Genomic DNA, 12,656 nt, shown 5'->3' with positions numbered 1-12,656 from the left:
CGCCACCGGGGCTCCACTAGGCATGACCGGGTGCCGCCGTGCCAGACCGTTTGTCCAGCTCAGCGACGGTATCAAGGACCGCCTTCCACCGGCCAAGACCACCTACCGCCGGATGCGGCGTGACCATCTGGTGCCCAGTCCGGGTCCTGCTGCGCCGGTGTCAGCGGCCCCTGCCTTGCTGACGCCTGCCACTGCAGGTGACGGCTCGAGGCGGTGGGCTGCCGGCCGGAGCGGAGGGAGCGGCCAGTGACCGGGACGGTGTTCAAGCGGTGCCCGTGCCCACCGGTGCCCGATGCGGCCGGCCGGCGGAAGAACTGCGCCAAGCGGCACGGGTCATGGTTCTTCGTGCACGACGTCCGCGAGCCGACCGGAAAGCGGCGGCAGGTCCGGCGAGGCGGTTACGAGACCGCCGCCGACGCCCGGGCCGCGCTTCAGGCGTCGTTAACGGCGACGGGACAGGGCGTGCGGGTGCAGGACCAGCGCCGCGTCACAGTGGCCGGTTACCTCGAGGGCTGGCTGAAGCGGAAGAAAGACGCCGGCCGGTTCCGCCCGTCGACCGCGTTGCACACCCAGCAGCACCTGCAGGACTACTGGATCCCGTTGCTCGGCCACTACCGGCTCACGGACCTGACCGTGGACGACGTCGACCGGGCGCTGACTTCGTTGCGCCGGCAGGGCACGCGATCCAAGCCGCTGTCGCCGTCCTCGGTACGCCGGATCCACGCCACCCTGCGCTCGGCTCTCAACGACGCCGTGAGTCGCCGCGTCCTCCCCTACAACCCCGCGGCACTGGCCGAGCTGGAACCCATGCGCCGGCCCAAGGTCCGGCCGTGGGAACCCGAAGAACTCGGCGCCTTCCTCGACTTAGCCGCCGGACACCGGCTGGGGGTGTTGTTCGAGGTGCTGGCGATGACAGGGCTCCGTCGCGGTGAGGTCGTCGGCCTCCGTTGGGGTGACGTCGACCTGGACAAGCGGGTGCTGTGGGTGCGCCAGTCCGTCGTGCAAGTCGGATACGAGAGCGTGGTCGGGCAACCGAAGACCGCCAGCGGCGAGGACCGGCGGGTGGATCTCGACGCCGCCACGGTGGGTTCGTTGATCGCGCATCGGCTGCAGCAGGACGTGGAGAAGGTCGCGTTCGGCGCGGCGTACGAGGACCACGACCTGGTCTTCGCCCGCGAGGACGGCTCCTACCTCAAGCCCGAGGTCGTCTCCAAGACCTTTCAGGCTCTCGTCGCTGATGCCGGGCTGCGACGGGTGCGGCTTCACGACCTCCGGCACGGGCAGGCGTCGATCATGCTCGCGGCCGGCGTCGAAATGACCGTCGTCTCGAAACGTCTCGGCCACTCCGGCATCCGGATCACGTCCGACACCTACACACATCTGCTGGAGGGCGTGGGCCGACAAGCCGCCGAGGCCGCCGCCGCCCTCGTCCCGCGCGGATCGGGAGGGCACCAGTCGAGGTGACGTCGCGTCGAACCTCTGTCACCCCTGAGCTGACCGTTGCTGCGGCAGCCCGAGGAATGCACGGAGACCGGCGGTTGGCACCACCCACTGCCGGCCGACTCGGTAGGCGGGGAACGGGAGCTCGTCCCGGCCGGCCAGCGCGTAGGCCGTCGTTGACCCGATGCCAAGCGCGATGCGGCAGGCGGTCACTAAGTCGGTGCGGACCCCGAGGTCGTCGACGTCGTGGACTGCCACCGCACGCGGCCGCGCGGAGTGGCTGTCGCAGCCCCGACTGGAGACGTCCACGGTGACGTCCTTCGAGTCCTGAGGGGGCACCAGCCTCGGACGAGGCGGTCGAGGACTGCAGGTGCCGCGTCGCCCGCCGTCCGACGGGCCCCCCGGGATGGTCAGCTGCTCGTCGATCACGCACGTCCTCCCTGCTGCCGGGCCGCCTGGAGCGGGGCAGGCCTGCCCAAGAAGGCGCCGTGGACGGCCCGTAGCTGACGGCGGCGATGCATTGGTCGACTCAGTCGCACCCGTTCCCCGGCGCTGCAGTCGGGGGGACACCGCGCGGCGTGGGACCGCGGAACTCGTCACAACGAATCGCGTCGGCCGAGGTGCAAGAGGTGTGTTCGGCGGCGCCTTGCTTGTTCTTCGGCCGTGACCTGCGCCCGGCACCGTCTGCATCGCACGCCACGGGATGGAGCCCGCGATGGACACTGACGCCGCAGGAGTCGCGGTCCGTCGTGCCGCGATCGGCGGGGCAGGTCGGCAACTGACCAGGCTGCCACGGGGAAGACTGCGGACATGGCGAACCGGGCGGGAGTCGACCCAGACGACCTGCACCGTCAAGCGCAGGTGTCTCTGCTACGAGGTCTCATGGCCGGCGACGCTCCACCGGACCTCGTCGACGCCGTGGCGGTGTTCCACGTGCCCGGTTCGTTCACGCCGGACGTAGCGATGCTCGACCTGGCGGTGACCGCACTGGAGCTTGCCTGCCCCGCTGGCGCCCCACCACTGGCTTATGCGGGGCTGCGCGAGCAGCACCTGCCAGAGGTGACCTTCCGCGGCCTCACCGACCAGCGCAACAGCCAGTACGCGCTCTACGCGGCCGCCTGCATGCGCGGAGGGCTGCAGCCGGACCTGCTCAGCGACACCGGCTGGTGGCAGTTCCCGCTGTGGACGTACGCGCTCTACGCCGTCGTCATCTATGCCCGGGCAGCCGCCGAGCGCCTCGAGGTGCCCACGGCCGACATCGCTCAACGGATCGCCAGGTTACACGGGATCGAACTTCTCGCCGCGATGTGAGAGGCGGGGGCTACTTCGACGATTTGCCCTGCGATTTTCTGTCAGCCTGAGTGGCGCAAGAGTCGCTCTTCAGCGCGGGAACGAGCGCAGGGGTATCCCTCAAGCAATAGATGCCTGCGGACGCCACGCAATGCCGGTCAGGTTGACCCCGGCGTGTATTTCTCAAACTGAGACAGTGTTGCCGGCAATCCAACGCGCATCACGAATCGACCAAAGGCCTGCGAAAGATACTCCTTGTACGGGCTCGTCAAGCGCAGAGGAGACCCGGCCTCGACTGCCGAGATGACCGCCAACTTCGGCAGGACGAAGATGTCGCGAAAACTGACAACCGACCACGACAGACGCCCGTCGATCGTCGGCGGTAGCAGAAACTCTGCGATAGTCGTTCCGCGCGCCAAAGCCTCCTTAATTTCACGCTTCTTGAGGTGTTGCTGCCCCGCGGCTACTAGGGCGTCGTAGTCATGGACCTCAGCAACTAGAACAGAGTTCTGCGCTCGTTTTGGAATATCGCACGTCTGCGTCAGAACCACAACGTTAGCATTCTTGGCCCGAAAGGTGTAGTCGGCACCACTTTGCCAGACCGGTTCCACTACCCGAAAGCCGAAGAGGACATCTCCCTGCTCGAGAGAGCTGTCGCAATCTATGTACCAATCCGCCCCTGGCGGAGGAGAGTCCCCCGTATCGCTCACTTGCAGCCTCAGCGCCAGATTTCTGGGGCCTCGTCAGCAACGGCGTCGCCCACAGTCGTCTCAGACAGCTCTAGCTCGACTGGTTCCCACGTATACGCGTCGGCGTAGGGCTCGTGGTCAGGGCCCTCAACAAATATTATGTCTGCGAGTACCGACGACTCGACAAGGCCATCAATTACATAGTTGATGTCAGCGAGGTGGCACTCAACGCGGCGCAACAGATCTCGTCTATAAACAAGGGTCTCCCCATGGTGCCGTTCACCCGACCCCAGCGCGCTCGGCATACCAAGGAGCCGCGGTACGAAACCTACCGACGCCAGAATGTAGTCGCTCACCGACCCTTGACGTTGCGTCACCTGACTCATCGGAACAACTCCCTTGTCGCGTCCGTAATCGAGCTCTCGAACTCTGCATTTTCTCTCACTTTGAGTTCATCCGCGATCTCAAGAATCGACGCAGCATCGGCCAGTCCCAGGATGGGTCGCCGGAAATCAAGATCCAGGAGAAACGCGTTCTCTTCTGGAGGGGCGTCGATCGTCGCAAATGTGGAGGTCACGTTAGTCACTCCGTCGGTCAACACAGACTCGACGCGGTGCAAGAAGCCCACAAAGCTAGCTTTGCCGTCCTCTGCAGTGCGGACTCGAAGGCGGAAATAGGTGTCGGAGTCAAAGCGCGGCTCGCGGACAACTATTCGATTGATATAGCGAAGACTCACTTCCCCCACCGGTTGTACACCAGTGACCCGAGTAACCGTCTCCAGAGCTTCTCGGAGTCGAACGCGCAAGCGGTCCCATCCCTCATAGGGACGGAGACTGTTAACGCTCAAGGTATGCGAACTAGCTATCAGGAGTCGCGTTCCGGACTCGTCCTTGAAAACGAAGCGCTGCGGGCCTCGATTGAACGCGAACGTCGGACCAGTCTCGTTCGGAGGCAATTGCAGTGAGGCCGCTACTTGATCCTGCGCCTCAGGCTCCGCTGGATACGCACCCTTGAGTGCTTCATGCAGGCGGCCAGGCGTCGCTACAGACCAAGGAAGCGGCTGAGCGAACGTGATCTGACACAACCCCTCCTCGATGGGTGGGTTGGCGTACCTATGACTCTGCCCGGGGGCAGTCACTGAGCGTTCCGCCTGCCTGTAGACCACACGTACTCAATATTACCCAGGTCGGGCGCCCGTGGATACACGGCGCGACGAGGGCCAGCGACGCTCCGACTGGAGGTAGACGCATAGCGCCGGATTTGCCCAGTGGCTCAAGAGTCGCGACGGGCGCCGACGTCAGCCCACCACTGAGACCGAGCGGGCGAGCGGGCTGCCGTGACCGACGACCGAACGGACCCCTGGCGGTGTCACCGCTCGCTCCGACGGTTCCCGAGGGCTCTCGCGCAAGGCCGACTGCGCGTGGCCACAGTCCAGCTCGGACGGTGACCCCGAACGGTCCCGTGCCCATTCCGTGCCCAGTCGGCCCAGAACGGGCCCTTGCTCGAGCTGACAGACGGCGAATACGCTGGTCAGATGCGAGCCGCCTGTCGGAATCGAACCGACGACCTTCTCATTACGAGTGAGACGCTCTACCGACTGAGCTAAGGCGGCGGACTGCGCGAGTGAGCTTACGGCACCGCCACCCCCCTCCTGCGACACCCCCGCCAGGGTGGCGGGGCGGCTCAGGCGGGCAGGCGGAGGGCGACGGTCAGCGCCTCGACGGCGATCTGCGGCTTCACGTTCTGCTCCAGGGCGGTGCGCGCGGCCAGCACCGCGTCGATCCGGCGCAGCGCCCCCTCGGCGCCGATCCGGCGGGCCAGCTCCACCGCGTCGGCCCGGCGGTCCGGGTGGGCCAGCGGCAACGTCAGCTCCCCGGCCGCGCCGCTCGTCGAGCTGATCACCAGCGCGTCCCGGTAGAGCGCCGCCAGGTCGACCAGCGCCCGGTCCAGGGAGTCCCGGCCGATCCGGGTGGCCCGCCGCTTCTGCCGTGTCTCCAGCTCCTTGAGCTGACCGGCCCCGCGACTGGCGGCAGCGACCCCCGGCCCGCGCGCGCCCACACCCAGGCTGGCCTTGACGGCGTCGGTCTCGACCGCGTCGACCTCGGCGACGGTCTTGTCCGACTCGTCCTTGGCCGTCCCGACCAGGTCGTCGGCGGCGTGCAGGCAGGCCGCGAGCGAGACCAGCGACAGCGGGATGTCCAGCACCGCCTTGCGCGCCAGCCGGGCCGACTCGTCCTGCGCCAGGTGCCTGGCCCGCCCGACGTGCCCGCCGGCGGCCGCCGCTGACCAGGCGGCGAGGGCCGGGTCGATGCCGTCCCGGCGGACCAGCACCTCGGTGACCGCGTCGATCCGCGGGGTGCGCAGCGCCACCACCCGGCAGCGGGAGCGGATGGTGACCGGCACGTCGTCGGGGTGCAGCGAAGGCGCGCAGAGCAGGAAGACCGTCCGCGGCGGCGGCTCCTCCAGCATCTTCAGCACGGTGTTGGAGGCCTGCTCGGTCATCCGGTCGGCGTCCTCGACCACCACGATCTGCCAGCGGCCCTGGGACGGCGCCCGGCCTGCGGTCCGGACGATCTGCCGCACCTCGGCGACCCCGATGGACAGCCCCTCGGGGACGACGCGGTGCACGTCGGCATGGCTGCCGGCCAGCACGGTCCGGCAGGCGTGGCAGGTGCCGTCGCCGCCGGCCGGGCACTGCAGGGCAGCGGCGAAGGCACGGGCGGCGACCGAGCGCCCGGATCCCGGCGGTCCGGTGAAGAGCCAGGCGTGGGTCATCGCCCCCGGCTGGGCCACCGCGGCCTGCAGCTCGGCCACCACCGTCGGCTGGCCCACCACGTCGGCCCACACCCCAGCGACCGTCACCTGGTCATCCTCCCTCACTCGCTCCCGGCCCCGCCCCGTGCGTCGGACGGGTCCTTCAGGGGTGCAGGTCCGGCGTCGACCCGGTCTGGACGACGTGGTCGCCGCCGCGGCGGCTGTGCGGCACCGGGACGTCGGCCGTGAGCTGCTGCAGCGGCAGGCCCTCCAGCAGCACGCTCACCCGGGTGCGGATGGCGGCGGCGATCTCCTCCGGCGGCCGGCGGGCGTCGAGCACCAGGTAGCGGTCGGGCTCGGCCTCGGCCAGGGCGAGGAACGTGCGGCGGACCCGCTGGTGGAAGTCCAGCGACTCCGACTCCAGCCGGTCTGCCGCGGCCCGCCCGCGGGCCCGGGCCAGGCCGACCTCGGGCGGCAGGTCCAGGAGCAGGGTGAGCTCCGGCCGCAACCCCTGGGTGGCCCAGCGGGAGATCGAGCGGACGTCGTCCATCGGGATCGTGCGCCCGGCGCCCTGGTAGGCCAGCGAGCTGTCCACGAACCGGTCGGTGATCACCACCTCGCCGGCGTCCAGTGCCGGGCGGAGGACGTCGTGCACGTGCTGCGCGCGGTCGGCGGCGTACATCAGGGCCTCCGCCCGCGGCGACAGCCCGGCACTGGCCGGGTCCAGCAGGAGCGCCCGGACCTTCCCGCCCAGCGCCGTCCCGCCCGGTTCGCGGGTGGTCCGGGCGACCAGGCCCTCCCCGGTCAGCCACTCCTGCAGGCGGCGCACCTGCGTCGACTTGCCCGCCCCCTCGCCGCCCTCGAAGGCGATGAACACCCCGCCGCCGGCCAGTCGGCGCCGCGCGGTGGTGTCCCGGCGCAGGGCGGTGACGACGTCGGCCAGCAGCGGCACCGGCCGGCCGTCGTCCATCTGCCGGTAGGCGACCACGCCGACGCCGACGGCCAGCAGGCCGGCGACGAACAGCATGACCCGCTCCCCGGTGACCGCCAGGGTCAGGACGCCGACGTCGACCTGGTTCTGGCCGATCACGCCCACACCGATCGGCACCGTCGCGAGGGAGAGGATCAGCGAGGCGCGGACGAGGGACTGGACGATGGCGAACGTGCGGCCGCGGATCGCGTCGTCGACCTCCGTCCCGAGCAGGGTGAAGCCGGCCAGGTAGGCGATGCCGGCGAAGAAGCCCATCAGCACGACCAGCAGCAGCGCCACCCACAACGTGGCGATCCACGACATGAACAGCACGGCGATCCCGGCGCCGACGATGGCCACCCCGAAGATCCGCTCCCGGGCGAGGTCGTGGGCGATGCTGGGGCCCAGGCCGATGCCCAGGCCGAGGCCGACGAAGACCGCCCCGAACAGCAGCCCGTAGGCCGCCTGCCCCCCACCGAGGTCGTTCACGTAGAACTGCCCGGTCGCGATGATCGCGCCGGCAGCGGCGAAGGCCCCGGTGATCCCGAGGATCAGCCCGCGGACCAGGCGGGTGTGCCCGGCGAAGGAGAAGCCCGCCTTCAGCGAGCCGAGGAAGCTCTCCTGCGGCGCCTCGGGCCGGGCGGCCCGGCGACCGCTGATCGAGGGCAGGTTCCAGATCACGACGGCCGCGACCAGGAAGGTCAGCGCGTTCAGGTAGAGCGCGAGGGCGATCTGGTCCATGCCGGGCAGCAGCTGGCTCAGCCGGCCCCCGGAGGTGTTGAGCACCGCGTAGACGCCACCGGCGAGCACCGGGGTGATCCCGTAGGTGGTGATCAGGGACAGCTGGTTGGCCGGCTCCAACTGGTCCTTGCGGAGCATGTTCGGGACGGCGGCGTCCTTGGCCGGGGTCCAGAAGAGGCTGATCACCTCGATGAGGAACTGCGCGATGAACAGCCAGATCAGGTTGTCGACCAGCGGGATGGAGGCGAAGAGACCGAACCGGAAGAGGTCGGTGAGCACCATCGTCTTGCGTCGGTCGAACCGGTCGGCGAAGACCCCGGCCAGCGGCCCGAGCACGAGCGCCGGCAGCAGCCGGAAGAGCAGGACGCCGCTGAGGGCCAGGTTGCTGGCCATGTAGCCGTCGACCAGCGTGGTGGCGGTCGCGGTGATCGCCAGCAGCCCGAGCCAGTCGCCGAAGCTGGACAGCGACATGGACAGCCACAGCTTGCGGAAGTCGCGCACCCGCAGCACCGCGCGGATCTTCGCGACCTGACCGACCGCTCCGGCGCCGGGGTGCTCCTCCTCGTCCGCACCGGACCGGTCGACACCCGGCGCATCGTCCTGCGGCTCGAGCAGCGGCACTCCGACGCTGTCCGGGGTGGGTGCGCCGGCCGCCGGGAGCCCGTCCGGGGGCACTGCAGCCGGTGCCCTTCCGGGACCGCCGTCGTCGACACCGTCCGAGCCGGGCACGACGCCGGACGGCGTGGGGCTCCCGTCGGCCGCCGGTGTCGCATCGGACGAGCCGCCCGGGGACGGGCGGCCCGTCGGGTCGGAGCTGATCGAAGACCCCCGGGGTGTGGCGGCACCGGAGCGCCGCGGGACGTGGCCGTGTCGTGGCCTCGGCCCGGTCACCGTACCGGTCGGGACCGACGAGTCCGGGCGATTCCCACTCGTCCGGGCCAGGCGCCCGACCGGGGCAGGCGACCGGGCTCAGCGGGGGGTGAGCCGGTACGCCCGGGTCGTGTACGGCAGCTCGAGCTGCGCGGCTCCCCGGGTGTCGGGGTGGGTGGCCAGCAGCTCCCACACCTGGCCGAGGAACTCCGCCCGCCGGGCGCCGTCCATCATCGCCACGTAGCTGCGGGTGCCGATGCCGGCGACGACCTGCTCGGGGGTCACCCGCTGCGCGACGGCGGAGTCGACCACCGCCACCTCGGCGGGCAGCTCGGCAGCGAACCGGTCCACCACCGTCTGGTCGGCCTCGTGGTCCCGGGCCTCGTCGGCGAGCAGCTCACCGAGGTCGCGTACCCACGGGACCCGCTCGTCCCGGGTGTTCCAGACCAGGCCGACCACCCCGCCCGGCCGGAGCACCCGGCGCAGCTCGGCAGCCGCGGGGACGACGTCGAACCAGTGCGCGGCCTGCCCGGCGACGACGGCGTCCACGTCGGAGTCGGGCAGTGGGATCGACTCCGCTCCCCCGGTGGCCGCACGCACCTGGGGCAGTCGCTCCCGCAGGTGGGCCAGCATCTCCCCGGACAGGTCGACGGCGACCACCTCGTGCCCGGCGGCCACCAGGCGGTCGGTGAGCAGGCCGGTGCCCGCACCGAGGTCGAGCACCCGGCGCGGGGCGTCGCCGAGCAGGAACCCGATCACGTCGGCCGGGTAGGTCGGCCGGAGGGCGGCGTAGTCGGCCGCGACCGCGCCGAACGACGTCCGCCGCTGCTCCCAGCCGTCCACCCGCGCCCTCCGTCCGACCTCGGCCCTCAGCTGCCGGCCGGGACCTTGTCCTCGACCTCGGCCGCAGTCGGTGCCGTCTTCGCCGCCGTCGTCTTCGCCGTCGTCTTCTTCGCCGTGGCCTTCTTGGCGGCCGCCTTCTTCGCCGGCGCCTTCTTGGCGGCGGTCTTCTTGGCCGCCTTCTTCTTCACCGGCGCCCGCTCACGGCGGTCGGCGAGCAGCTCGGCCGCCCGCTCCAGGGTGATCGTCTCGACCTCGTCGCCCTTGCGCAGGCTGGCGTTGTGCTCGCCGTCGGTGACATAGGGGCCGAAGCGGCCCTCGCGCACCGTGACCTGGCCCTGGCTGACCGGGTCCGCGCCCAGCTCCTTGAGCGGCGCCTTGGCCGCGGCCCGGCCCCGCTGCTTGGGCTGGGCGAAGATCGCCAGCGCCTCGTCGAGGGTGATGGTGAAGAGCGCGTCCTCGCTCTCCAGCGAGCGGGAGTCGGTGCCCTTCTTGATGTAGGGCCCGTACCGGCCGTTGAGCGCCTGGATCTCCGCACCCTCGGCGTCCGCGCCGATCGTGCGCGGCAGGGTGAGCAGCTCCAGCGCCTGCTCGAGGGTGATCGTCTCCGGCGTCATGGTCTTGAACAGGCTGGCCGTCCGCGGGGTCTCCTTGCTGCCCTCGGGCACCAGCGTGGTGACGTAGGGGCCGTAGCGGCCGGCCTTCACCGCCACCGGGAACCCGGACTCCGGGTCGGTGCCCAGCTCCCGGTCCGAGCTGGGTGCGTTCAGCAGCTCCTCGACCCGCTCGGTCGTCAGCTCGTCGGGCGCGATGTCCTCGGGGATGCTCACCCGGGCGCCGTCCTCGCCGCCGGCCTGCAGGTAGGGGCCGTACCGGCCGACCCGCACGACGACCGGGTCGCCGTTGGGCGCCAGCGCCCGCAGCGGGATGGAGTTGACGCCGCGGGCGTCGATCTCCTCCAGCCGCTGGCCGATGACGGACTTCAGCCCACCGGAGGCGCCGATGCCGCCGGCGTGCTGGCCCTCGCCCCCGAAGTAGAACTCGGTGAGCCAGTCGACCCGGCCGAGCTGGCCGGCGGCGATCTCGTCGAGCTCCTCCTCCAGCAGGGCGGTGAAGTCGTAGTCGACGAGCTGACCGAAGTGCTGCTCGAGCAGGTTGACCACGGCGAAGGCGATGAAGGTCGGCACCAACGCCGAGCCCTTCTTCCAGACGTAGCCGCGGTCCTGGATGGTCTGCATGATCGACGCGTAGGTCGACGGCCGGCCGATCCGCAGCTCCTGCAGGCGGGCGGTGAGGCTGGGCTCGGTGTAGCGCGCCGGCGGGCTGGTGGTGTGCCCCTTGGGGTCCAGCTCGCGGGTGTCCAGCTGCTGACCGCGCTCCACCCGGGGCAGCCGGCGCTCGCTGTCGTCGGCCTCGTCGTCGTTGCCGGACCCCTCGTCCTTGCCCTCGACGTAGGCCCGCAGGAACCCCGGGAAGGTGATCGTGCGGCCTGACGCGGTGAACTCGACGGCCTCACCGGTGCTGGAGCTGCCGGCGAGCCGGATGCTCAGCGTCTTGCCCACGGCGTTGGCCATCTGGGAGGCGACGGTGCGCTGCCAGATGAGCTCGTAGAGCCGGAACTCGTCGCGGGCCAGCTGCCCGGCCAACTGGCCGGGCGTGCGGAAGGAGTCACCGGCGGGACGGATGGCCTCGTGCGCCTCCTGGGCGCCCTTGTCCTTCGTCGCGTAGCGGCGCGGCTCGGCCGGCACGTAGGCGTCGCCGTACAGCTCGGCAGCCTGCCGGCGGGCGGCGCTGATCGCCTCGCTGGACAGGTTGGTCGAGTCGGTCCGCATGTAGGTGATGTGGCCGTTCTCGTACAGCCGCTGGGCCACCCGCATCACCTGGGCCGACGACCAGCCGAACTTGCGGCCGGCCTCCATCTGCAGGCTGGAGGTGATGAAGGGGGCGTAGGGCTTGCGGGTGTAGTCCCGCTCGTCGACCCGGCTGACCGTGACCGCGCGACCCTCGAGCCGGGCTGCCAGGCCGCGGGCGCCGGCCTCGTCGAGGTGGACGACGTTGCTGGTGACCGAGCCGGTGTCGGCGTCGAAGTCCTTGCCGGTGGCCACCCGGCTGTCGTCCACGGTCACCAGCCGTGCCCGCAGGGTCGTCGGCTCACCGGCGTCGGCGCCGGCGCGCTGCTGGGTGACCTCGAACAGGCCGTCGAGGCTCCAGTAGTCCGCCGCGGTGAACCGCATCCGGGCCCGCTCACGCTCCACCACGATCCGCGTGGCGACCGACTGCACGCGGCCGGCCGACAGCTTCGGCAGCACCTTCTTCCACAGCACCGGGGAGACCTCGTAGCCGTAGAGCCGGTCGAGGATGCGGCGGGTCTCCTGGGCGTCGACCAGCGCGGTGTCCAGCTCGCGCGGGTTCGCCACGGCGCGGGCGATCGCCTCGCGGGTGATCTCGTGGAACACCATCCGGCGGACGGGCACGGTGGGCTTGAGCGTGTCGATCAGGTGCCAGGCGATGGCCTCGCCCTCGCGGTCCTCATCGGTGGCGAGGTAGATCTCGCTCGCTTCCTTGACCAGCTGCTTCAGCCGGGTCACCTGCTGCCTGCGGTCGGGGCTGACCACGTAGAGCGGGGCGAAGCCGTTGTCGACGTCGACGCCCAGCCGGGCCCAGGACTCGCCCTTGTGCGCAGCCGGCACGTCGGCGGCGTTGCGCGGCAGGTCGCGGATGTGCCCGACGCTGGCCTCGACGACGTAGTCGCTGCCGAGATAGCCCGCGATCTTGTTCGCCTTGGTCGGCGACTCCACGATGACCAGCGGCTTGCCTCCGGCCGCGGCGGCACGCTTGCGCGGCGCGCGGTCGCCGGTGCTGGGGGCTGACTTCGTGGTCTTGGTGGGCGGCACGGTACTCCTGTCGGGGGTGCTGGTGCAGGCGCCGGGGAGGACCCGGTCGCGCACGGGGCAGAACGGGCTGTACCCGCTCGGCGACGCCACGGTAGGCCACCGCTCGACCAGGAGGCCGATCGGTGAACCGGAACGCGCCCGCCGTCCCACCTCCAACGGATGACGGCA

9 protein-coding genes and 1 tRNA gene are annotated in these 12,656 nt (G+C 70.6%); 2 read left to right on the top strand and 8 right to left on the bottom strand.

Going from position 1 to position 12,656, the window contains the following annotated elements; all coding sequences use genetic code 11:
* The first annotated feature begins 246 nt into the window (after positions 1–246).
* Both O2V63_RS01090 and O2V63_RS01085 read left to right on the top strand, forming a co-directional pair.
* Entirely contained in the window at positions 247–1,464 is a 1,218-nt protein-coding gene (locus tag O2V63_RS01090; RefSeq protein ID WP_269165732.1) for a tyrosine-type recombinase/integrase, read from the top strand.
* A gap of 858 nt (positions 1,465–2,322) precedes the next feature.
* On the top strand, positions 2,323–2,751 hold the full coding sequence (locus tag O2V63_RS01085) for a hypothetical protein (RefSeq protein ID WP_269165731.1): 429 nt from the start codon (positions 2,323–2,325) through the stop codon (positions 2,749–2,751).
* A 137-nt stretch (positions 2,752–2,888) separates the two neighbouring features.
* Here the strand turns inward: O2V63_RS01085 and O2V63_RS01080 are convergent, their stop codons facing one another.
* From O2V63_RS01080 to topA, 8 genes are all read right to left on the bottom strand, one after another.
* Positions 2,889–3,341, bottom strand: coding sequence for a hypothetical protein (locus O2V63_RS01080; RefSeq protein WP_269165730.1), 453 nt, complete (start codon positions 3,339–3,341; stop codon positions 2,889–2,891).
* A 107-nt stretch (positions 3,342–3,448) separates the two neighbouring features.
* A complete protein-coding gene (locus tag O2V63_RS01075; protein ID WP_269165729.1) occupies positions 3,449–3,775 on the bottom strand; it encodes a hypothetical protein in 327 nt (108 codons plus the stop codon).
* A gap of 26 nt (positions 3,776–3,801) precedes the next feature.
* Positions 3,802–4,557 carry a TIGR04255 family protein gene (locus O2V63_RS01070; protein WP_269165728.1) on the bottom strand — a complete coding sequence of 252 codons (756 nt, stop codon included), beginning with the start codon at positions 4,555–4,557 and terminating at the stop codon, positions 3,802–3,804.
* Positions 4,558–4,958: 401 nt separating this feature from the next.
* Positions 4,959–5,031: transfer RNA gene (locus tag O2V63_RS01065), tRNA-Thr, on the bottom strand.
* A 71-nt stretch (positions 5,032–5,102) separates the two neighbouring features.
* On the bottom strand, positions 5,103–6,281 hold the full coding sequence (locus O2V63_RS01060; RefSeq protein WP_269161430.1) for a DNA polymerase III subunit delta': 1,179 nt from the start codon (positions 6,279–6,281) through the stop codon (positions 5,103–5,105).
* A 55-nt stretch (positions 6,282–6,336) separates the two neighbouring features.
* The gene (gene tmk / locus O2V63_RS01055; RefSeq protein WP_269165727.1) at positions 6,337–8,505 is read right to left on the bottom strand and encodes a dTMP kinase; all 2,169 of its coding nucleotides are present in this window, start codon (positions 8,503–8,505) and stop codon (positions 6,337–6,339) included.
* A 348-nt stretch (positions 8,506–8,853) separates the two neighbouring features.
* Positions 8,854–9,597: a class I SAM-dependent methyltransferase gene (locus O2V63_RS01050; RefSeq protein WP_269165726.1), complete on the bottom strand. Its 744-nt coding sequence runs from the start codon at positions 9,595–9,597 to the stop codon at positions 8,854–8,856.
* Between the two features lie 26 nt (positions 9,598–9,623).
* On the bottom strand, positions 9,624–12,488 hold the full coding sequence (gene topA, locus O2V63_RS01045) for a type I DNA topoisomerase (RefSeq protein WP_269165725.1): 2,865 nt from the start codon (positions 12,486–12,488) through the stop codon (positions 9,624–9,626).
* Positions 12,489–12,656: the final 168 nt, after the last annotated feature.

The organism is Modestobacter sp. VKM Ac-2977, from assembly GCF_026968045.1.
In the GTDB taxonomy this organism is placed as follows: domain Bacteria; phylum Actinomycetota; class Actinomycetes; order Mycobacteriales; family Geodermatophilaceae; genus Modestobacter.
This window is presented reverse-complemented; position numbering and strand designations above follow the sequence as displayed.